A 22,996-nucleotide genomic window follows, 5' to 3' on the forward strand; every position below is an offset into this window, starting at 1 on the left:
GTTAAGAATATATATTATGTTGTATTATGATCCTTTTTTAATACCTCTATTAATAAGATAAATTCCAAGAATAACAACAACAACACCTATTAATAAAGTAATAGTAAAGGGTTCATTAAAAATAATTGCTCCTAAAATTACAGCAACAATAGGATTTACATAAGCATAAATACTACTTACTTCTGTAGGTAAGTGTTGCAATATATATATTAAAGCTATAAAAGTAGTAATAGAACCAAACACAACTAAATAAGCAATAGACCACCACGCTTGGGATGGAATTTGAAATAGGCTTATGGACGTTCCTGTAGCACCTGTATATGCAAAAAGTAAGATACTAGAAATAAGCATTTGGAGTCCTATACTGAAATAAGGATTAAAATTTTTTGCTTTCTTTTTAGTATACATACTACCTATAGCCCAAGTAATTGTAGCTAAAACGGAAAGAAAAATACCCAATTGAAAATCAGGTTTAATAAAATCCGTTAAATAATCAAAAAACACGATACATACACCACTAAAACTCACTAATAAGCCAACTACAGCTAATTTTGATAATCTTTCTCCATTAAAAAAACTAATAATTACGATCCATAATGGAAAAATAGCACCTATTACAGCTCCTAATCCACTGGAAATATATTTTACCCCCCAAGTACTCAGTCCGTTGCTCAGTACAAAGTTTAAAATACTCAAAATAAAAATAGTTCTCCATTGCTTGGCTTTAGGCCATGGAACTTTTTTAAACCAAAAATAACTTATATAAAAAAAGGCCGCTATAAACTGTCGGATAGCAGCTAATTGTAAAGCAGGCATTACTTTTACTCCTTGTTTTGAAGCCAACCAAGTTGTTCCAAAAAAAAAGCAAACCCATATAAGAGCTAAAATAGGTAATCCTAGGGATTGTATTTTTTGAATTAGTTTCATTAATAGAGATCTAAATTAAATTTGTATGATAATTCATTTATTAAAAAGATTGAATTTATTATTTTCCCTTGTGCTTTTGAGTTGACAAACTTGGGTATTTCTAATTTTTTTTCTATTGCTTTTTTTGTATAATATTCTCTTCGTGTAGGATGAAATGGAGCGACAGCATTTAACGTCATTCCCCATATTTTATCTGAATTATTACGATTTACTATTTTTTCAATAATGGATAGAGCTTCTTTTTGATGGATTAAGTTAACTGGAGCTTCTGGATTTTCTAAGTTTTCTTTCCCTGCTAAATATTTTATAGGGTGCCTATCGTATCCTATCAAACCTCCAAAACGTATAACAGTTGTTTTAAAATTTTGATTTTTTTGTAATATTTGTTCTACTTCTAGTAATTGTTTACCTCCTTCTGTAGAAGGAATAGCAACATTATTTTCAGTTATGGTAACCAATTCAGACGTATCTCCATATACAGAAGTAGAACTTACAAAAAGGACTTTTGATATACCCGCCGCTTCTATATGAGGTATAAGGTGTTTTATTTTAATAACGAAATTTTCATGGTTGGCCTTTCGCAACTTAGGAGGTATAGTAATAATTAAAATATCTGATTCTTCTAAAAATTCTGAAATAGTTCCTGTAATTTTATCTTCGGATAGTTGAATTAAGTAGGATTTAACATTTAATTTATCTAAAATCTCTAATTTATCTAAAGATGTTGTGGATCCTTTTATTGAGAATCCTTTAAGATTTAAACTTTCTGCTAAGGGTAATCCCAACCAACCACAACCTAAAATAGAAATTGTTTTATTTGTATTAATCATTTTTCAAGATTCTTTTTTAACTAAAATGTAAAAATCATTTTCGATCGCTCTATATCCTTGATCATATAAGAAATAATAAATGTTACCCGTTTTAGTGGTATATATTGAAGTGAAATACTCAAAATCAAATCCTTTACTTATTAACTTCGTGCGGTTTATTTTAGTCTTACCGTCTGAATTAAGTTCAGTTAATACACGATAATTTTTACGAAGTTTATTGTTAATATTACGCATTAGATTGGTACAATCTTTATTCATGCGATTGTTATAAGCATTACGACATGCGTCAGTACAAAACTTTTTATCTTCTCGACCCATAAAGTTTTCATGGCATTCCAAACATTGTTTCATATCTATTGCTATTTTGTGATTATCTATTCAATCCAACTCTAATATTTTTTTAATTTGCTATTTCTTCAAACTTAAGGATATTAAATATATTCTTTTGCATCTGAAAAGCTTTTGGATAACTTCTTATACACAATTTACATCATAACTCACATATTACCTTCAAAAAAGATAAAAGAATTACATCTTTAAATTAATAAGCACAAAATATTTTTGTAATCTAAATAAAAAAACAAACAAATCACTATTATTCAAATAGTTATTGCTTTAAAATTAAAAATATAAAGATACTAAAAAATTATTTGTAAACGACAACAAATAATTACAACCGATAATAAATGATGAGTGACCGAATCATTATAAAAAAATGCTACAAATTTGCAATGTTGAATAAACGAAAGAATAAATGATTTTTAGATTAATACTAACATTAAATTTTAAACGCCATGAATGCATTAAGAAACAAAGTACAATTAATTGGTCATGTAGGACAAGAACCCGAAATTAAAATCCTTGAGGGAGGAAGAAAATTAGCTAAACTAACATTGGCAACAAACGAGGTATATTATAACGAAAATAAAGAAAAGGTAACGGATACACAGTGGCATCATATTACAGCTTGGGGGAAAACTGCTGAAATTATTGAAAATTTTGTCAATAAAGGCAAAGAAATAATGGTAGAAGGTAAACTAACTTATAAAAATTGGGAAGATAAAAATGGAGAAAAACGCAACTCAACAGAAATAGTTATAAATGAATTATTACTAATGAATAAATAAAAACTAGAGAGATTATAATTTAAATTGATATAGACACTATCCCACAAATTGTACTCATTTAAATTATAATCTCTAAATCTATTCCTAATATTTATTCGTTTTCTTAAGATCATTAGAATTACTGAAATACAAAATTAAAAGATGTTTTTAATTGGTTAATACTAGGCTAATTGCGGGTTCAAAAACTCGATTTTTTGTGGTAAAATCTGTTGTCTTTTTAAATTCTTTATACCAATTACCTCCATAGTATGTATAAATAAAATCTTTTTCTACAAAATTATAAAAAAGTAAAGGATAGTAAACCGTTTGTGTTTTTAGTGTACCATCAATGGCCATACTATTTTTAATCCATTTATTTTTTTCTATCAATAAACGTTCTACTGCTACAAATAGTCCTTCTTTTGGAAAAACAAGATTATAATCCGATAAATCAAAATAGGATTTTCGACTTCCTTTTTTGACCTGAACAATCAAATCTTTTGTTAATAGCTCTTCACCTGGTAATTCACTAGAAGTTACCTTATAAAAATGTATTTTAACAGTAGCTGTTTCGATATTACTTTCTGTAAATAATCCAATTTTTTTTAAATACCTGTTTTTCTTAATTTTCGATTCATAAGGAAAATAAACAGCTTCTATTTTTGGTCCATTTTCAAATGCCTGAGCAATTCCTTTATTGAATGATAACTCAAATGTCTTTGTTTCCTTTTTATTCATAACAACCACTTCATTTAGTTCATAAGTAGTTGAAACAAGTTGTACTGTTTGAATAGCTGAAGATGATATTATTTTTTTTTCATAACCTAATGCTGAAAATACAATCATTTTTTCTTGTTTTATAGGCAAATAAAAACTCCCATCTTCATCTGATGTAGTACCTATAGTTTCATTTTGCACTCCAATATTTACATAAGGAATCGGTTGATTATCAAGATTAACCACCTTTCCTTTTACTTGAGCAGTAGCCATTGTTGTTGTTACTAAAAGGAATATTAATATTTTTTTCATAATTTAATTTAAAAGACTTTTTAAAATGATAAAAGTACAATTATCTTATGAATACTATTTCATATCACTTCCGTTTAAAAGGCTAAAAAACCAATATATCTTAAACTCAAATTCCATATTAGAAATCTAGTTTATTTCTTTTCTAATTTAACTTGGATTCTGCGTTAGAATTCAGTACAAATAAAAAATACTTTGAATTTAAAAAAACACTCATCTTTTGTCTTTAATTAGGTTGTCCTAAAAGGTCGGAATCTTTTCAATCATTCAAAGGAAAACTCGAAGTGAATAGATGAAGTCAAATCATATTACATAGTACTGATAGTACAACTTTTTCTTTGATTGAATTAAAAAATAATACATTAAGTTATTACTTTTTAATCTCAAAATGTGTAAGAAAAAATTTCTGTGTATTTTTATTTTCTTTCCTTCTTTATCTTCATTACAAAATTTATCGAAAAATCTGATTTTAAAAAATGGCCAGTGTTTTCACGTGGAACTAACGCTCTATTAGAATAAACAGAAATAATTTATTTAAGTTATAATTATTTACTTTTTATTTCATTCTAAACTTGTAACATATCAGACAGTTATAGTCTAAATCAGGCATATAATCCATTATTTTTAAGAATATTTTATTAACATTTTGTTTTATTTTTTAAAACACACATTTGTTTATTCAACTTATTTTTTTATTTTTGTAAGAAATTACATCTTACGTTATGATTTTTTTAACAGATATTACAGTTGTAAATTGCTTTCAAATTTTTGTATCTTTGTGACATGTCACAGCTTAAAACCCTTTTAATCAGTTTTTTTATTTGTTGTGAATTGCTTTCAAATCTTGATATTTTCATAATGAGTTAGTCTCTATTAAAAGAAAATTGACAATCAGATGCTTTAAATATTTATTCTAAATAAATTAAAAGTTGTAAGAGTTATTGGTTGATGAAGTTTTTTATCTTATTATTAATAAAAAACTTCTATAACTCGTTTTTTTGGTAATAAAAATGCTTGTTTTAACTTATTTTTGCACTCTTTCTCCTTTCTTAAAACCGATCATCTGTTAATCTTTGTAATGAAGCAGAAAAGTAGAATGTACAGGATTTTTATGTCTATTTGGTTTTACTAGATTGAAGAGACAAACAGTAGTACTTTTTAAAAATTTAATAGTGAATAAAAACGAAATTAATAGACCGATTCACGAGTAAATACTTAAGTCTTTTCTACACTTTAATAAGAATAATTTCCAAACTAATTTTTAAAATATTGAAGGTGAAACTATAATTTATTTTTTTAGATTTTTACTTCTTGAAATGGCATCCTTCAATATATTTAACCCATATTACGCGTTAAACTCAAAGTGAATTAGATTACGGTTTCTGCCCCTTAGATCTACAAGAAAAAATTCCGTATATTTTTTTCTTCCCTTTTCATCTTCATCACGAAATTTAATACGGGATCTGGGTTTAAAAAATATAAAACCCGTTTTTAAGAGTAAACTCTTAAAACGGGATTAAAATTAAAAATAAGGAGGTCTTGAATCTTAATTTTATTGATACATTTTACCAAAGAAAAATATAAAGATTCTTTTATTCAAAATCCTTTTTATCTATCATTAAATAATATATATTATTTAGTTACTCTTGTAATCGTTCCTAATCTATCTAATTTGAGCTTCCAACATGTAGATTTAATTTGAGTTCCTTCAATAGCGTTTTCCATTTTATTAGAGCTAGTAAACTCCATTTTATTTACAATAGATGATGCTATTTCCGCTTTAATAAAAAAACATTGTTTTCCGGAGGAACTCACCATTTTATAAATTCTACTTGTTTGTTCTTTTGTCAAATTTTTGAAATCTACAATATCTGGATTTTCTATTTCATCTGGTGTAGGTACAAATACTAAATCTTGAGGAGATAATGCAAAAACTAAATGATTCCCTTCTTGATTTCTTTGAGGAACAGCAGGTAGTCCTTGCTTTAGCATTTCTAAAACGTCATTAAAAGGGATTGTTTCAAAATAACGATCATTTTCTTCATTTTTATAAATAGCAAAAAATAAATTAGTTCCTTTTTCAGCTTCTACGTATTTATTTTTTTTATTTCCTTTAATTCCTAGAGGGAATTTTACTCCTTCTTCATAAATACGTACTTTATAAATAGGTTTATGATCAAAACCATCATTATATTGTGCTATATTAGTATTCAATTCTTCTATTCCTTCAGGTGAAAAGGCTAATTCTGGACTTCCTTTGTATTCTAAATACTTTTTAAGTATTTTTTGAATTCCTGTATCTGTTATTTTTTCAATGGATTTAAAATCTATACTAGAATCTAGGAATTTACGAGTTGCTGTTAAAATTTTACCTTTTGTTGGTGTTTTGTAAGACAAATATACTTTTCCTGAAACCGTTTCTTTATGTAATGGTTTACGAATGGCCCAATTATCTCCTTTTGTTTGTCTTACTTTTACTTTTTTTCCGTTTTCATTATATTTTTCGTAGTAGTTTACCGTTTTGTTTATAATTCTCAAATTTTGTTTAAAAGATGGGATCATAAACTCTAGAATATCTTTAGTTTCTTGGCTAAAATCCGTCCAAGGTTTTGTAAAGACCCAATTGTATTTTGTTTGATCTTGTTTATTATATTTTTTTTCGCATAATTGTGCTCTTAAATCCAATCTTGTTTTTTGAAATATTTCACGATAGTTTTCTTTATCTATTTTTATATTTTTAAATTTTTCCCCTTGTACATTTTGGTTATTCATATAGTTAATATGATGACGAGTTATACAAGCTATGACAATAGCATCTAGAGCATGATGACGATGATCCAATCTTTTTTTACGAAATCCCTTTATGTATTGATCAGGTACTATAGGAGTCATTTTTTCTTTTTGTTCGTTATAGGTCGTAAATAAATTTGTTTTTGTGATAGTATTTAATCTTTCAAAACGATATAATAGTAAATCATTCCAAACATCGTTAAGATCCCAATCATTTTTAAGTGCTCTAGTCATTTTTCCTGAAACGGATAAGATATTTATTGAGTTTGTTCCGTTATCTGTTCCATCTTCTTTTCTAACTATTTTAGACAATAATTGCATGACATATTTACTTACGTAACGTGTATCATTTAACTGTCTTTCAACCATTTCTATAGGAAGTTCTTCCAATAAAAGGTTTTTTCTTTTTATTTTATTTTTTGCATAATGTGTATTAACAAACTCTAAATATTGCTTTGGGCTTAATAATCTTATTGTTTTACCATCTTCTAAAGTTATCTCTCTTACTTCATGGGTACTAATAAACTCGTATCCTAATTGATTATTTTTTAATCTATTAATTTCCGTTTCACATATTACTTTATTAAACAAGCTATCATCATAATATTTGCTTCTAGGTATAATATGTTCTATTTCATAATTAGGTGTAAATAGCTTACTCAAAGGTATAATCTGACCTGTGTAGGGCGATTTATATTGTTGTTCTAACCAAATTCTATATTGTTGCAATTGCTTTTGGGTTGGCTGCGCAATCTGACTGATCTTTATAATTTCTTCTTCTATTTCAATTCCTGAATTTAAAATTCCTTCTTCAAATATTTTTAAAAGTTCTTGATGTTTGGTTGAGTTTGGTTTTACGTGTTCAACGCCTTCATTAAGTAACTCTGTAAGGAGTGCCTTTATTCTGATATTTGTGGATTCATGTTTGGAATTAGTACTGGATATTTTTCTACGTTTATCAACCGGATTTTTTAGATCTTTTCCTAATTCTATATGTATTTCGTTAAAAAAATCTTTTTTACCTTCTCCCTTCTTAATCCATATATCTCTTACCACGCGAAGCGTTTCTGTTACGACTTGTTCTACAATCGGATTTCTTAAGGCATGTCTTTTAAATTTTTTTAAAAAAATATCGATATCTTGAGGCGATTTCCATTTTTCAATTTCAGTACTTTCATTATGACTATTATATATTATATGTCCTGCTAATCCAATTGGTAAATTTTTAAAATTATCTTCTTTAGAAAAATTACTTGTTTTTTCTCTTACTAAGGTAGAAATGGTGTCATCTACTTCTCCATTAATAATAGATTGAATTTTTTGCTTTGTAATTGTATCAATATTGTCATAACTCCAATACTTACCCAATCGCATTAGGGGTAATAATTTGTTTATTGCTTTTAAAGAGTAAATGGCATAATCATTTTTAAAAGGAGGTATTCTCTTGAAAGTATTAACAAAAAGTTTTACATCAAGTTTATTCTTGATAGCAAATTTTGTTAACGCTTTTTCGTATTGTTTTTTATCTGTTACGGAATAAATTATATGCCAAAGATGATAAAGTCTTTTTTGAGTTAAAAAATCATTTTGAATGTTATTGATTTTATCTAATCTGTTTTTTATTAAAAAATAGGTTTCACCACAGGGATAGTTTTTGGATTCATCTTTTTCATGATCGTACACATAATTCCAACGATATTCTTTTATTTTATTTTTAATTTGCTTGGTTTTTAAATCTGGGAATTTCGTTTTTATTAAATATTCTAAGAGCCCTTTATGGTCAATTTCTTTTTTATTCCACAAGAAATCAAAAAGATTTTCTAGATCTTGCTCATCTTTGAGGAAAAAATTAGTGTAATTATCATTGGATAATTTTTCATATATCTTGAGATTTTTGATCCATTGCCATAACCGAAATTCTTGAAATAATGGATGTGATTTAACAACTGCTGGGATAAATTCTGTAATTTTTTTACCTTCTTTTTTAAATGTACGACTTTCATAGGTACATTTTCCAATATTATATTTTGGAGCTTTTAAAGGACGTTGATAATATAAAATATCGTTAATAAAAAGGTACGCAATATCTTTGTTTTTTAATACATTTTTATATATTTCATTCTTAGGATATAATTCTTCTAAACAAGCTTTATAGAGTTTAGTGTTATTTAATTCGGGATGGTACTCTTTTTGTTTCGTAATAATTTGTAAAAGTTCTTCTTTATAAATACTTCTATCAATAGTTCTTACAAAAGCGCCTTTAATTTTAAGATCTGGATTATTAAGTAATGCGTCATAAATATAAGTTCCTAGAGTTTTTCCTGATTCTAGAATTTCTTTTTCTGTTTTCTTTTTAAGCAAAGTCCAATCACCTTCACTAGGAGATCTAAAGCTTCTTTTTTCTTTTCCGTCTTTATCTTTTTTGATTGAACCATCTTGATTCAGATCAGTAGTTACAATAAAATCTTTTATTTTTCCTTTCCAATTAAATAATGGAATTTTACTTTCTCTTCTATAAATCCATCCATTTTCTAGGTTAATACTATACCATATTTTTTCATTTCCTCCTTTAACTTCATCTGCTACAACCTCTATAACTTGTAAGGAGTAAAATTCGACTAATTTATTAGGGCTATTTTCTTCATCTTCATCTCTTAATTGATTATAGCCTCTTTTTTGATTAAACTGAAGTAATAACCAAGCTAATTCTTCTTTTTCTATTTTCTGATGAAGTGCTTTTTTTCGCAGATAATAAATAGTCCAATCGTAAGGAATTTTCTTATTATTTAAAAAAAGATCTGGATATTTTTCATAAAATTCTTTTAGCATTTCATGAAAAGAATTTTCAAAAATAAATTGATTTTGTTTGTATGCTAATTTAGGTTCTGTATTTGGTGAGAATTTTCCTAAATATTTTTTAAAATCAATATTTTCAGCATAATGCTTAGGTAAAAAATGAAGTACATTTAAAACTCTATGCAAACGTTCTCTTCTTAATAAAAATCGTTGTATTAGTTTTCGTTTACTACGATAATCTGTTCGTAAAGCTGTTTGTGTTTCGGTAATAGTTCCTGAACCAAATTTATCCAAAACATCTTGTGTCATAGGTATAATCCTACTACCTGCTCCTAGTATTTTACCTCTTTTATTTTCATAGTCTTCATTTACCAGAGCCCAACCTATAGAATTGGTTCCTATATCTAATCCTAAGTTAAATTTATTCATTAGTTTATTTATTTATAACAATATTATTATAAAAAAGAAACTAAAACTATTTTTTTAAATCAAAAAAATGTATATTCGTATAACAAAATTTGAAAGCAATTCACAATAAGGATTATTCCGTTGTGAAAACATTTAGGTTGCCTCTTGCCTATAACTAGGAGGCTATTTTTATTTAAAGAAAGTGGCTATTTTACGATCATTGCTTAAACGTGGTAGTTTGTTTTGTCCGCCCAATCTTCCGATTGATTTCATATATTCTTGAAAGCCATCTTTTCTTACCTCAGTAATTAGAAGAGTTCTTAATACGTGACCAGCAATTAAATCATCATAATATACATTTTGTTTACGCATGGCAGCGTCTATCTTTAAGGCAAAGGCATTTAAATCTTGAGGTTTATTTTCAAATTCAATCAACCATTCATGATAAGGTAACCCTTCTGTGGGATTAATTTGAGGCGCTACTGTAAATTCATTTACTCGCACTGTTGTACCTTCCATAGCTTCTTGCAAAGCATTTTCTACTTCTTTGCCTATAACGTGTTCTCCAAAAGCTGAAATATAATGTTTGATACGTCCTGAAACTATTACTCTATACGGACTTAAGGAAGTAAATTGTACTGTATCTCCTATATTGTAGGCCCAAAGTCCCGCATTGGTAGATATAATTAGTACATAGTTTATCCCAAGCTCTACTTCTCCAATAGTATATCTTTTAGGTTTTTCAGTAAAAAATTCCTCCGCTTTTATAAACTCATAAAAAATTCCAGAATTCAATAATAAAAGCATTCCTTTTTCTTTTTGAGAATCTTGGTATGCAAAAAAACCTTCGGATGCTGGAAACAATTCAATAGCATCGACTTTACGGCCTATTAAGTTTTCAAATTTTGCTCGGTACGGTTCGTAATTCACTCCGCCATAAATAAATAAATTGAAGTTTTTAAAAACCTCTCCAACTGGTTTTTTAGCTTTTTCTGAAAGTTTTTCAAAATACATTTGTACCCAAGATGGAATTCCTGAAATAATAGCCATATCTTCTTGAAAAGTTTCTTCAACTATAGCATTTACTTTAGTTTCCCAATCTTCTATACAATTGGTTTTCCAAGAAGGCATTCTATTTTTTTGCAAATATTTAGGCACATAATGCGCCACAATTCCTGAAAGTCTTCCTAATTTAATTCCATTTTTTTCTTCTAGAATTGGACTCCCTTGTAAAAAAATCATTTTTTTATTAACAAAATCCGCTTTTCCTGTTTCGTATACGTACTCCAAAATTGCATTCCGTGCTGCCTCTATATGATACGGCATCGATTCTTTTGTTAACGGAATATATTTTGCTCCAGAAGTTGTTCCAGAAGTCTTGGCAAAGTAAATGGGTTTACCGATCCAAAGAATATCTTCTTGTCCCTTGACTACAAGGTCTATATAGGGACGTAATTCTTCATAATCCCGAACAGGAACTTTTTGAACATAATCATCAAATGATTGTATTTGTTCAAATTGGTGATCTTTACCAAACTGTGTGTGTTTTGCTTTTTGGATAAGTTGATCAAAAACTTTTTGTTGGGTTTCTATTGGTTTATTTACCCATTTTTGGGTCTTATGATGAATGAAGGAAGCAAATAATTTTGCTCCAATACTTTTTATAGACATTATTTACTATCTTTTTTTGCTGCTGCTTCTACTTGTTTTCGCAATTCTTTTTCTTCTTCAGATACTTGCATGTCATATTCTGATGGATCAACATAATCAGAAGCTAAAATAGAATCTTTGTTTACTTTGGCATATTCTAGATCACCTGTTAATACTTTTTTAACTGATTCTATATAAGCATTATTCTTTTTTATCTCAAAATCTAATGAATCTGATTTTAACCCCAATAACAGTGCTTTTTCTTTTAATTCGGTTGAGGAATAACCTGGAATATATTCTCTCAAAGTTGTAAAGGCAATAATATAGGTAGTTATCGAAATCAAAAAAATTGCTCCAATAGATAGTAATAAAAAAACATTCAAAATAGTCAATCGAAGTGAAAACTGCTCTTCAAAAGTATCTTCATTTAAGATAATTAAACGTCTTTTTGTAATAATTTTATCAAAAAAATCTTTGCGGTTAAATTTTTTAAGTATCGACATAAACCCAATTTATACGTATCACAAATATAGGAAAATAGAATTGCTGTTGGGTATATGAATAATAATTCGTTAAAAATTACATTTGAGTTTTTTCTTTATTATCTTTGCATCTTAATTTAAATGCAACTTTTGCGAAATTTTTAAGAATATGGGAAGATTAGGTCCAACTGAAATTATACTAATAATTGCAGCTTTGTTATTATTATTTGGCGGTAAAAAAATTCCTGAATTAATGAAAGGTTTAGGAAGTGGTTTGAACGAATTCAAAAAAGCTTCTAAAGGAGAAGATACTGCAACAAAGAAAGAAGAAGAAACTAAAGAGTAAGTAATATTGTACAGCCAGATTGTACCCTTTCAGTAAAATATGGTGGGGCTATGATAGGGCTTTCTTATACTCCAAATCTATAAAAGAATTAAACATCATCAAGAATCAGGAGTTATCAAGAAAAGTACTGTTATTCTGAATCCTTCAAAAATGGGTATATAGTTTTTTACATATTGTAATATAACTCTTAAAAAACAATCCTTAGAAAATTTAAAAAATTTCAAGTAGGAATGAATGAAAATACATGAAATACTAGAAGTAATCAGTATTTCATGTATTTGTGGTTATATGTTAAAAATTGCAGTTACAGATATTGAAACTTACAATAATTTGTGGTAACAAGTTAACCAATACTTCAAATGATGGCGATATAGCAGTAATATTGTGATGAACACGGTCAAAAACAAAACTTCTTATTATTTAACTGAGATTTATTAATGTTTTTTTGATTCTGGTAAATTCTTCGATTTATCTTATTATTTTGTAAATCATCTTTTATTACCTCCGCATTTGAATAAGATATTTATATTGTATACCAACTATTTTTCTTTCAGTTGTTTTGAAACGATTTCATACACTTCTCTAAAATCCGAAATTCTAACTCATATACGTACCTATTGAAAATATTGTGAGAGTAGCAACAATACCATAGCGGTTACTTTTCCCTTTTACCCCCCTCATCATCTGCACATACAAAACATTGTAACTCATCTATTCAAAATTGAGTAGCAAGGTTATGAAAGATCTATTTAAAAAAAAAGAACTATACCAAACTCCAGAACTAATGGAAACATATTTTCTTCTTTTATATTACTATTATCACTAATTTCGAATTGAGTTCATTACCACTAAACTTGTAATTAATCCAAAATTCTTGATTTTGATTGTTACGGCTAATCTTCTTTAACGTAATTCTCATGACATAATCAAATCCGAACCAAGCACATATTAGGTATTTTTCTAGATTTCGATATAATCAAAACTTTTCATTCTTTATCTTCTCTTAAATTAATCTCCTCTTTTCTTCTTGATTTTTTTCAATAATTTATTCAGTTGATTGTTTTTAAATACCAGTTACTCCTACTTTCACAGACGTTTTCATATTATTTTATATTGTCTGAGCTAAGTGAATATAGTTCTTATTTCGATATTTAAATACCAAACACAAATTGAATTTTTATAAGATATAGAAATAAAAAAGATGATATACTATAAAAAGTCCTTTTTTAAATATAAATTTATAATGTATTTAGCTTAATATATAGCCTTAAAATAAGAAGGAGAGTAGGATACAGTCTACTGGAATAAAAGTACTTTTATATTGAATTAAGGACTCATCTATATCAATCAACAATAAAAAACAAAACATAAGAATTAACGTAAAAATATTTTTATTTTTAACTGTTTTTTAAAAAAGTTTTATTATTTTGAATAAAATTTTAATAAATTACATTTTAAGACAACCTTTAATATCTAAATAAACTATAAATCTGAAATATTACTAAAATATCATTAATTTATATAATTGATTTTTTCAAGGATTTTTTGATTATATTAATAACAAATAACTTGTTTAATGAATTTATAATAAAACTAGCTGAAAGATTTTAAGACAATATTTATAATTATTATTTTTGTACTAAAAAACTAAATAATTACTTGATATGGAAATGAAAATTAGCTTTGAACAAGCACGTTTAGATCATTTGGGTTGGATGCACAAAATGAGGGACTTGTTAGATGACAAGATAGAATTAGCTGAAAGTGAAATTGTATCACACTTACAATGTCGTTTAGGAAAATGGTTTGAGTCAGAAGGTCGCGACGAGTTTGGGGAATTAGAAGAAATCCAAAGGTTTGATGTAAAACATGTTAAACTTCATAAACTTGCTAAAGAAATTTATGTTGAACATAAATTAGGCAATAAAGCAATTGCAGAAGAATTATTTTTAGATCTGTCTAGTACTTCTCAAGAAATTGTAGCACTTTTAGATGAAGCTGAGAATAAACTAAATATTGGTTTAACAAAAGTAGTAGAAAGAGAGATTCCTGTTAAATTATTAGATGATGCCGCTCCTTGGGATAAAAGCAACACGCTTGTAATAAAAATCTTACCAAATAATGAAATTGAATATGTAAATGCGTATTTTACTGAAGTTTCAAGTTTTGAAAATAAAGATTTGATTGGTAAAAATTTTAATTCTATACTTCATCCTGATATTCCAAAATCTATTGAAAAAATAATAATTGAAGATAATAAAATAACAGAAAGAAATACTAAAATTTTAAAGTTTGTTACTTATAACGGTAAATTCATTTGGGCTATTGCTGACTTTATACCTGCTATAGTTGATGACGAAATAGTTGATATTACCGTAAAATTATCAGGTGTTAACAATGCTATTTTAGCTAAATTCATCATTCCTTTGTACGAAGAAGTTAAAATAATAGAAGCTAAAAAAGGAGAATCGAGTGGTATTTCTTTCTTAAATAACTTTTTAGAAGAACGTAATCGTACTATGGATGAATATATTCAAAACCTTATCATAACAGGACGCGATTCTATTAAAAGTGCTGAAAAAAGAACTTGGTTAGGTAAACTATTTAATATTAGTTTGTAAATCATGCGTTTTTTAGCCCCAAAAATCCTTAACAACAGTAGAAAAATAAAACTCTACTGGTATTCTACTGCAAATTATTTAGGCTTATTCCTAAGTATAATCGCTGGTTTTTTCTTATTTCCTAAATCTCTAAGTGTATTAGGTGAAATTAAATACGTAGAAACTATCGGTTATTTTGTTTTTCCATTTTTTCTTTTTGGATTAGCACAAAGTTTAGTAAAATTTACACCTTATTTTGAGAAGTTTCATGTTCCTAAATTACATGGAACTTCCTTATTAATATCAATTGGAATTTTTTTCATTTTTTTCATAGGTTTTATTATAACAAATAAACTGAAACCTTTTAATAATGCCGTCTATTATGAATTTGGTCTTATACTGGGTTTAATTTTAGCCCTGATAGATTTAACCAAAAGTGTATCTATCATATATAATCGGGTAAGTTTTGTTATAATTTTAGAAAAAGTTGCCCCTCGTTTATTTTTACCTGTCTTATTTTATTTAAATTATATAAAGGTAATTCCAAATAATGAACTTCTTTTATTTTATGTTATTTGTTATGCTGTATTAACGTTCATTATGCACTTTTATGTAACCAAAGAAAGTAATACTAATTTTTCTCTCAAATACTATTTCTTATTTGAGAAGGTGAGTATAAGAGAATTTTTTGAATATTGTTTTTTTAGCTTTTTAGGTTCTTTTGCGTTGCTATTGATAAACAGAATTGATAGTATTATAGTTCCCAGCTACTTATCGATGAGTGAAAATGGTTTATATTCTATTTTAACAACATTAACCTCCATCATTTTTATGCATACTACAGGTATAAATGCTATTTATGGTGTTGCCATTTCGAAATTACTTTTAAAAAAGAAAATTTATTTACTAAGTAAATTATATAAAAGTTCTACTTATCATGCTTCCTTCTATTCTTTAATATTTATAGGTGTTATTCTTATAAGTTTACCTTATATAAAAAATACCTTAGATCCACAAAATCAGTTTTTAAATATAGAAACTATTGTTTGGATTTTATGCTTAGGCGCTTTTAGTAATGTAGCTACAGGTTTTAATAGCGAAATTATTGCTTATTCTAAATACTTTAAATTTAATTTATTTATTGTAGCTATTTTGTTATTACTAAATTTAACTATGGTTATTTACTTTTTAAAATTTACACAATTAGGTCTGTTAGGTGTTGCTATCAGTTCTACTACTTCTATTGTTTTATATAATATTTTTAAAACATACTATGTGTATACAAAATATAATATACTACCTTTTAGTAAAAGTTATTTACAAGTTATTTTTTTAAACATAGTACTTTTTGTAGGAATTTTAAATATGCCTTATCAAGAACAAAATATATTGATAACATTCTCTATACTATTCGTCTACCTAGCCTTAAATATTATTTTCTATAAAATATTTAGAAGAAATTACTTAAAAAAATCAGAAATTTAAATAAATAAAAAAATCGTTCTTAGGAGCGATTTTTTTATTTACACGAAATTATTTGTCATACAAAAAAGCATTCTTTTTTTAGTACTGTGTCTCTTTATTAAATAAAGCCAAAACTGAAGAACCAATTTCTTTATATTTTGTATTCTTTATTCCTTTTATCCTCATCCAAAAGTCTCATCCAAAATCAGAAATAAAGATTTTATATTCATCAATTAAAACGCTTAATTTTTACATTATTTACCTTATTTACAGATATTTATATTTTACTTGTTTTTATAGGCTTATTTATCTAATTTAGAAATTTAAATACAACTTATGAAAACATATTTATATCTTTTAATGTTCTTTACACTTATTGGTAATGCGCAAAATCCTGGACAAATTGCACAAAAATTTGGTTCAACAAATGGATTTGATGGTACAGTAAGTACTATTACTGTACAACCTGATGGAAAAATACTTGTAGCGGGTACTTTTCATAAATATGCTGGACAACCAGTCAAAAAAATAGTACGATTAAATGGTAATGGTACGATAGACAAGTCTTTTTCTACAACAATACTTCTTAACGATGATATAACTTGTATTGCTGTACAACCTGATCGAAAAATACTTATAGGCGGACATTTTACCACTTATAATGGAGCAAGTCAAAATAAAATTATACGACTAAATAGTAATGGAACTAAAGATAATAGTTTTATAATTGGAACTGGATTTGATGCTAGTGTAACTAAAGTACTTGTACAACCCAATGGGAAAATTATTGTTGGAGGCAATTTTAACAATTATAATGGATCCATTCAAAATAAAATAGCTAGGTTAAATGGTAATGGTTCTAGCGATACTTCATTTATAACAGATACGGGATTTAATAATTTAGTGACTGATATGGCACTTCAAGCTGATGGAAAAATTTTAGTTACAGGTTTATTTTCAACATACAAAGGTCAGAACGTAAATAATTTTATACGTATCAATACAAATGGTACAAAAGATAATAGTTTTCATAATGGTAGTGGTTTTGATAGTACAATTAACTCTATTGCTATACAAACCGATGGGAAAATTATTGTTGGAGGCAATTTTAAAAATTTTAATGGTGTTTCTCAAAAATATTTAATTCGATTAACTAATGATGGATCAAAAGATGCGACTTTTAATACAGATGTAGTGTTTGATGGTGCTATACGATCATTAGCAATTCAAAATGATGGAAAAATTGTAATAGCTGTAATAGGAAAACCTTATGTACATGTTGGCCCCATAGAAACAAATATAATTCGTTTAAATCCTGATGGGAAAAAAGACAACAATTTTAGCACGGGGAGTTGTAAAAGAAGCCTTATTTGTCTTTCACTTCTTCCATGTGGAAAAATTATAGCTGGAGGATATTTCTCTATTTATAATCAAGGATATTCAGCTAATAATATAGTTTCAATAAATACAAATGGAACATTTGATTTAAACTTTAACCCTAATATAGGTTTTGACAAGACCGTACTAGCCGCAGTAGAACAAAAGGATCGAAAAATAGTTTTGGGTGGTCATTTTACACGTTATAAAAACAATTTATCAAACTATATTATCCGTCTAAATCCTAATGGATCTAAAGACACATCTTTCAATATAGGAAATGGATTTGATAAAAATGTATCAGTAATTGTAGTTCAACCAGATGGAAAATTAATTGTTGCAGGCTCTTTTAGTACTTACAAAGGAGTTACAGAAAATCATATTATTCGTTTAAACTCTAATGGAACTAAGGATATAACGTTTAATACAGGAACTGGATTTGATGGAAATATTAATACTATTCTTTTACAACCTGATGGAAAAATATTTGTAGGAGGTGAATTTACACAATATAATGAAGTTACTGCTAACCGAATTATTAAACTAAATTCCAATGGTAGTATTGATACTACATTTAACACAGGTACTGGTTTTGATACAGATGTATTAACAATGGCTTTAGAAACGAATGGAAATTTAATTGTTGGAGGTGAATTTAATTCATATAATGGTGAAACTGAAAAAAATATAATTCGATTAAAAGCAGATGGGGTTAAAGATACGTTATTTAATACTGGTACTGGCTTTGATGCTGCTGTAAACAATATTACTTTACAAGCTGATGATAAAATTTTAATTAGTGGTTACTTCTCCAATTTTAACAATTCCTCTGCAAATTATTTCGTGAGATTAAATACAAATGGTACTCGAGACACAACATTTAACATTGGAACTGGTTTTAACAGTTCACCTTCTACTATGCTAATACAAACAGATGGAAAAATTATTGTTGGAGGGTCTTTTACGAGTTTTAACGAAAATCAAGAAAATTATATTATCCGTTTAAATCCTAATGGAACTAAAGACAGTACATTCATTACAGAAAATGGTTTTAATAATTCTGTCTTATCTATTACCCCTCTTCGTAACGGAAAAATTTTAGTCTCAGGTCATTTCAATAACTATAACAACTCTACGGATACCGCTTACTTAATAAGTTTATATAATAACTCTAGTTTACCTAAAATTACTGTTGCCAAAGAAGCCGAAAATAATACTTTTGAAATAAGTCGTACCCATGCTTCTATTTTTCCAAATCCAACTAATGATATTTTAAACATTAGTTTAGATAATAACTATTTTATCTCTTCTATCCAAATACTAAATTTAGAAGGTAAGATCATACATGAAGATATAAATACAACTATAAATGTTCATGAATTACCAGCAGGATTGTATATAATTAAAATCAAAACGGATAAAGAAGAAATAACTAAAAAGTTTATTAAACAATAAACTTTAAAAATCCTAATAATTAAAATCCCAAATTCCAAGACACTTCGACAAGCTCAGTATGACTATGGAATTTGGGATTTTTTTTAATGTTTTACAAAATCATCGTTAACTGAATTCTTTTCCTAGCTTCATCCACCTCAACGACTTTTACTTGTACGTGTTGATGTAATTTTACTACTTCGTTTACATCACTTACATAGCCTTCTTTGAGTTGGGAAATATGTACAAGTCCGCTTTCTTTAATTCCAATGTCAACAAAGCAACCAAATGCCGTGATGTTATTCACTATACCAGGCAGAATCATTCCGCTGCGAACATCGGCGATGGTTTTTACATTCGGGTCAAATTCAAAAACTTTTGCCGCTTTGCGTGGGTCTAGTCCTGGTTTTACTAATTCCTTTAAAATATCTTTGATACCTAAAATACCAACGCTTTCAGAGATATAATTTTCTGGTTTTATTTTGTCTATCTTTTCTTTGTTTCCAATTAATTCGGCTACTTTGATTCCTAAATCTTTGGCCATTTTTTCAACCATTTTATACGATTCTGGGTGTACCGCCGAATTATCTAATGGGTTTTTCCCGTCTTTAATTCGGATAAAAGCGGCTGCTTGTTGGAACGCTTTATCTCCTAAACGAGGGACTTTCTTGAGTTGGCTTCGTTCTTCAAACGCACCATTTTCTGAACGGTAATTGACAATGTTTTCTGCCATTTTTTCACCAATTCCAGAAACATAACTCAATAACGATTTACTTGCTGTGTTGATATTAATCCCCACCGAATTTACGCAACGTACTACCGTGGTATCCAATTCCTCTTTTAACTTGGTTTGGTCTACATCGTGTTGGTACTGCCCTACTCCTATGGATTTTGGATCAATTTTCACCAATTCGGCTAAAGGGTCAGACAAACGGCGTCCTATAGAAACGGCACCACGAACGGTAACATCGTAGTTTGCAAATTCTTCTCTTGCAATTTTTGATGCTGAATATACGGAAGCTCCTGCTTCTGAAACGACAAATACTTGAACAGGCTTGTCAAAGGCAATTTTCTTGATGAAAAATTCGGTTTCACGACTCGCGGTACCGTTGCCTATCGAAATAGCTTCGATATTATAGGCATTGACCATTGATTTTATTTTTTTCATCGCCATCGTGGTTTCATTTTGAGGTGCGTGCGGAAAAATAGTTTCATTATACAGTAAATCTCCTTTTTCGTCCAAACAAACCACTTTACAACCCGTTCTAAATCCGGGGTCGATGGCTAAAATTCGTTTTTCTCCTAATGGTGGTGCTAATAACAACTGACTTAAATTCCCTGCGAAAACATCAATTGCTTTAATATCGGCTTTTTCTTTAGCTTCTTGTAAGGTTTCGTTAGAAATAGCAGGTTCTAATAATCGTTTGTACGAGTCTTTGATAGCTAATTCAATATGTGAAGTCGTGCTATTATTTCCTTTAATGATGTTGTCTTCAATAAAATGAATAGCCTCTTCTTTTTCTATTTCCACATTCAATTTTACAAAACCTTCGGCTTCTGCACGAAGCATTGCTAATAATCTATGCGACGGAGCTTTGCTTATAGGTTCTGCCCATTCAAAGTACTGATTGTACTTTTGCGCTTCTTCCTCGTCTTTTTTTGCTTTCACTACTTTAGTTGAAACTTCGGCTTTACGCTGAAACATTCGGCGTAGGTTTTTACGAATAAAAATATTTTCGTTAATCCATTCGGCTATAATATCACGAGCTCCTTGCAGGGCTTCTTCCTCATTGACTACTTGATCATTTAAATATTTACTAGCTAGAAAATCGACATCATCATTACGTTGTGACATAATTATTTTAGCGAAAGGTTCCAATCCCTTTTCGCGAGCCACATCAGCTTTCGTTTTCTTTTTCTTCTTATAAGGCAGATATAAATCTTCTATTTCCTGAAGATCATAACTGGCTTCCATTTTATTTTTTAATTCGGGAGTTAATGCGTTTTGTTCTGTAATCGAATTTAAAACACTTTCTTTACGCTTTACAATTTCATCGTATTGCTTGTTTAATTTGGCTATTTGCTCAATCACCACCTCATCCAGATTACCAGTAGTATCTTTTCGATAACGAGCAATAAAAGGAATCGTACAATCTTGTGAAAGTAGTTCGAGTGTATTTTGAATATTTTTTGCGGCCGTTTGTACTCTCTGTAGTATAAAGTCAATGTTTGTCATTTCATAAAAAAATAAGAGTGCTAAAATACCATATAAATTAAAAAATGTAAAATTTTAAATCAGGATATTATTTTTTATTTAAGATGTAATATTCTGTATTTTCTTACTTTTTTTTTATTTAAAAATTTATTTTTGCATGATCAAACAAACATTATATGAAAAAATTTTTTTTAGGTTTAATAACCTTACAGTTTCTGTTCAGTTGTTCAAAAAATGAAGAAGCAATTGAAGAAACTCCTGTGTCAACAATTAATTTACTGAACGCTCCTTATTCTTCTTTGTCACCTGAGCAGCAAAAATTAAAACTAGAAAGTGAAGCAAAATCAGTGATTACTGAATTTGATAAAACTAAAACATCTTCAGCTATAGAAGCCATTCAAAATTTAGATAATTTATTAGAAATTAATAGAATTGATATCGTAGGTGGTAAAAATAATAATGGCTTAAGTGATATTTTTAATGTATCTGATGTTTTTGGTATATATACTTGGAATAATGCTATTAAAAAATGGGAAAAAACAGTTTCAAATAATAACTTAACTTTTAGATATCCTTCTAAAATTTCAGGAACTATCAACGACGCTGAAGTAGTTTTAAACGCAACAGCTTCACCTATTAAAGTTGACATAATTGATACTCCTAAGCGTTATCAATGGGTATATGATGCAAATGTAGGATATGCGGTTCCTGTTTTAGTATCGAATGAAGTATTAGATAAAATTCATTTGCCTTTAACTGTTGATGCTACAATTAAAATAAAAGGTATTGATTCTGGAAATATTAGTGTTGTAAATACATACAATAACAACAATCATATTCCCACAATATCTAATTTAAAATTAACATTAAACGATGGTTATGCTTTAGAAATCAAAAACAATAGAAATAGTTCTCCATCCGTTGCTAGTGCTTTATTAACATATAATGGTAAATCTATTTTAGGCTATAATTTTGATTCAAGTGGTAACATTGATCAGTTATTAAATAATCATAATTCTTCATCAACAGATTATGGTAAGGCTAACACTTTGATAACTATTCTAGATAATTTTGCTATTTTAGGATCAGGTGATATTGAATCTATTACAACAGAACTTGAAAAAACTGAAAGCAGTATTCCTCAACCTAATTATTTTTCATCTGATTATTATATAAAATTTAATGACAGAAGCAAAAAAATAAGCGATTTAAAAGCTGAACTTTATAATAAATATAGCAAATTGGTTTTAGTTTCTAAAAAGGATAAAAATAAAATTGCTGATATTGTAGCAAAATCTGAACTCGTATCTTCAACTAATATACCTTTTGTTTGGAGAAATGGAACATGGGAATTTAGTATGGGAACCGTTTTTCAAAAAATTGAACGATACGATGTTAAGTATTATATAAAATTTAATGATAATTCAGTAGTTGCAATGAATGTGTATTTTTCTACTGGATTTGATTCTTTAAAAAATCAAATAGAAGATTTTATAACTTTTTTAAATAAATAAATAAATAAAAAAGCTGTCAAAGACAGCTTTT

Annotated in this window: 14 protein-coding genes; 6 read left to right on the plus strand and 8 right to left on the minus strand. The window is 27.9% G+C overall.

The genetic code is table 11. The features are described 5' to 3' along the window. Positions 1-24 precede the first annotated feature (24 nt). From NAB20_RS03505 to NAB20_RS03515, 3 genes are read right to left on the minus strand one after another with little or no spacing between them, the layout of a single operon-like run. Complete coding sequence (locus tag NAB20_RS03505) at positions 25-927, minus strand: DMT family transporter (RefSeq protein ID WP_105196837.1); 903 nt, start codon at positions 925-927, stop codon at positions 25-27. Continuing rightward, positions 927-1,757 carry an SDR family NAD(P)-dependent oxidoreductase gene (locus NAB20_RS03510; RefSeq protein ID WP_375605512.1) on the minus strand — a complete coding sequence of 277 codons (831 nt, stop codon included), beginning with the start codon at positions 1,755-1,757 and terminating at the stop codon, positions 927-929. Before NAB20_RS03510 ends, NAB20_RS03505 begins: the two co-directional genes overlap by 1 nt. 3 nt (positions 1,758-1,760) lie before the next feature. After that, a complete protein-coding gene (locus tag NAB20_RS03515) occupies positions 1,761-2,108 on the minus strand; it encodes a hypothetical protein (RefSeq protein WP_088393437.1) in 348 nt (115 codons plus the stop codon). Positions 2,109-2,551: 443 nt separating this feature from the next. Between NAB20_RS03515 and NAB20_RS03520 the strand changes: the two genes are divergently transcribed. Continuing rightward, on the plus strand, positions 2,552-2,884 hold the full coding sequence (locus tag NAB20_RS03520; protein WP_088393439.1) for a single-stranded DNA-binding protein: 333 nt from the start codon (positions 2,552-2,554) through the stop codon (positions 2,882-2,884). Between the two features lie 147 nt (positions 2,885-3,031). Here the strand turns inward: NAB20_RS03520 and NAB20_RS03525 are convergent, their stop codons facing one another. From NAB20_RS03525 to NAB20_RS03540, 4 genes are all read right to left on the minus strand, one after another. Next, entirely contained in the window at positions 3,032-3,892 is an 861-nt protein-coding gene (locus tag NAB20_RS03525; protein WP_105196839.1) for a carboxypeptidase-like regulatory domain-containing protein, read from the minus strand. Between the two features lie 1,629 nt (positions 3,893-5,521). After that, complete coding sequence (gene cas9 / locus NAB20_RS03530) at positions 5,522-9,904, minus strand: type II CRISPR RNA-guided endonuclease Cas9 (protein WP_375605513.1); 4,383 nt, start codon at positions 9,902-9,904, stop codon at positions 5,522-5,524. 168 nt (positions 9,905-10,072) lie between these two features. Beyond that, positions 10,073-11,554 (minus strand): GH3 auxin-responsive promoter family protein, encoded by a 1,482-nt coding sequence (locus NAB20_RS03535; RefSeq protein ID WP_105196841.1) that lies wholly within the window; start codon positions 11,552-11,554, stop codon positions 10,073-10,075. Further along, positions 11,554-12,036, minus strand: a complete 483-nt coding sequence (locus tag NAB20_RS03540) for a peptidase (protein ID WP_105196842.1) — start codon at positions 12,034-12,036, stop codon at positions 11,554-11,556. The genes NAB20_RS03535 and NAB20_RS03540 overlap by 1 nt, the downstream gene beginning before the upstream one ends. Positions 12,037-12,184: 148 nt before the next feature. Here NAB20_RS03540 and tatA point away from each other — a divergent pair, with 148 nt between their 5' ends. The 4 genes from tatA (at position 12,185) to NAB20_RS03560 (ending at position 19,257) form a co-directional block, all read left to right on the plus strand. Next, a complete protein-coding gene (gene tatA / locus NAB20_RS03545) occupies positions 12,185-12,361 on the plus strand; it encodes a twin-arginine translocase TatA/TatE family subunit (RefSeq protein ID WP_088393321.1) in 177 nt (58 codons plus the stop codon). 1,664 nt (positions 12,362-14,025) lie between these two features. Then, entirely contained in the window at positions 14,026-14,982 is a 957-nt protein-coding gene (locus NAB20_RS03550; protein WP_375605514.1) for a CZB domain-containing protein, read from the plus strand. A gap of 3 nt (positions 14,983-14,985) precedes the next feature. Beyond that, positions 14,986-16,446 carry a hypothetical protein gene (locus NAB20_RS03555; protein ID WP_105196844.1) on the plus strand — a complete coding sequence of 487 codons (1,461 nt, stop codon included), beginning with the start codon at positions 14,986-14,988 and terminating at the stop codon, positions 16,444-16,446. Between the two features lie 315 nt (positions 16,447-16,761). Next, positions 16,762-19,257 carry a T9SS type A sorting domain-containing protein gene (locus tag NAB20_RS03560; RefSeq protein ID WP_375605515.1) on the plus strand — a complete coding sequence of 832 codons (2,496 nt, stop codon included), beginning with the start codon at positions 16,762-16,764 and terminating at the stop codon, positions 19,255-19,257. Positions 19,258-19,348: 91 nt separating this feature from the next. On the opposite strand, the gene NAB20_RS03565 is transcribed toward NAB20_RS03560, so the two are convergent. Next, entirely contained in the window at positions 19,349-21,472 is a 2,124-nt protein-coding gene (locus tag NAB20_RS03565) for a Tex family protein (protein WP_127823391.1), read from the minus strand. A gap of 155 nt (positions 21,473-21,627) precedes the next feature. On the opposite strand from NAB20_RS03565, the gene NAB20_RS03570 reads away from it, so the two are divergent. Continuing rightward, the gene (locus NAB20_RS03570; protein ID WP_127823392.1) at positions 21,628-22,965 is read left to right on the plus strand and encodes a hypothetical protein; all 1,338 of its coding nucleotides are present in this window, start codon (positions 21,628-21,630) and stop codon (positions 22,963-22,965) included. Positions 22,966-22,996 lie beyond the last annotated feature (31 nt).

This window comes from Flavobacterium davisii, assembly GCF_042182265.1.
In the GTDB taxonomy this organism is placed as follows: domain Bacteria; phylum Bacteroidota; class Bacteroidia; order Flavobacteriales; family Flavobacteriaceae; genus Flavobacterium; species Flavobacterium davisii.

Bases quoted from the DNA above. Each gene is read 5' to 3' on its own strand.
- NAB20_RS03505 (WP_105196837.1), bottom strand. From the start codon at position 927: ATGAAACTAATTCAAAAAATACAATCCCTAGGATTACCTATTTTAGCT.
- NAB20_RS03550 (WP_375605514.1), top strand. From the start codon at position 14,026: ATGGAAATGAAAATTAGCTTTGAACAAGCACGTTTAGATCATTTGGGT.
- NAB20_RS03565 (WP_127823391.1), bottom strand. From the start codon at position 21,472: ATGACAAACATTGACTTTATACTACAGAGAGTACAAACGGCCGCAAAA.
- NAB20_RS03535 (WP_105196841.1), bottom strand. From the start codon at position 11,554: ATGTCTATAAAAAGTATTGGAGCAAAATTATTTGCTTCCTTCATTCAT.
- NAB20_RS03510 (WP_375605512.1), bottom strand. From the start codon at position 1,757: ATGATTAATACAAATAAAACAATTTCTATTTTAGGTTGTGGTTGGTTG.
- NAB20_RS03560 (WP_375605515.1), top strand. From the start codon at position 16,762: ATGAAAACATATTTATATCTTTTAATGTTCTTTACACTTATTGGTAAT.
- NAB20_RS03570 (WP_127823392.1), top strand. From the start codon at position 21,628: ATGAAAAAATTTTTTTTAGGTTTAATAACCTTACAGTTTCTGTTCAGT.
- NAB20_RS03525 (WP_105196839.1), bottom strand. From the start codon at position 3,892: ATGAAAAAAATATTAATATTCCTTTTAGTAACAACAACAATGGCTACT.
- NAB20_RS03515 (WP_088393437.1), bottom strand. From the start codon at position 2,108: ATGAAACAATGTTTGGAATGCCATGAAAACTTTATGGGTCGAGAAGAT.
- cas9 (WP_375605513.1), bottom strand. From the start codon at position 9,904: ATGAATAAATTTAACTTAGGATTAGATATAGGAACCAATTCTATAGGT.
- tatA (WP_088393321.1), top strand. From the start codon at position 12,185: ATGGGAAGATTAGGTCCAACTGAAATTATACTAATAATTGCAGCTTTG.
- NAB20_RS03540 (WP_105196842.1), bottom strand. From the start codon at position 12,036: ATGTCGATACTTAAAAAATTTAACCGCAAAGATTTTTTTGATAAAATT.
- NAB20_RS03555 (WP_105196844.1), top strand. From the start codon at position 14,986: ATGCGTTTTTTAGCCCCAAAAATCCTTAACAACAGTAGAAAAATAAAA.
- NAB20_RS03520 (WP_088393439.1), top strand. From the start codon at position 2,552: ATGAATGCATTAAGAAACAAAGTACAATTAATTGGTCATGTAGGACAA.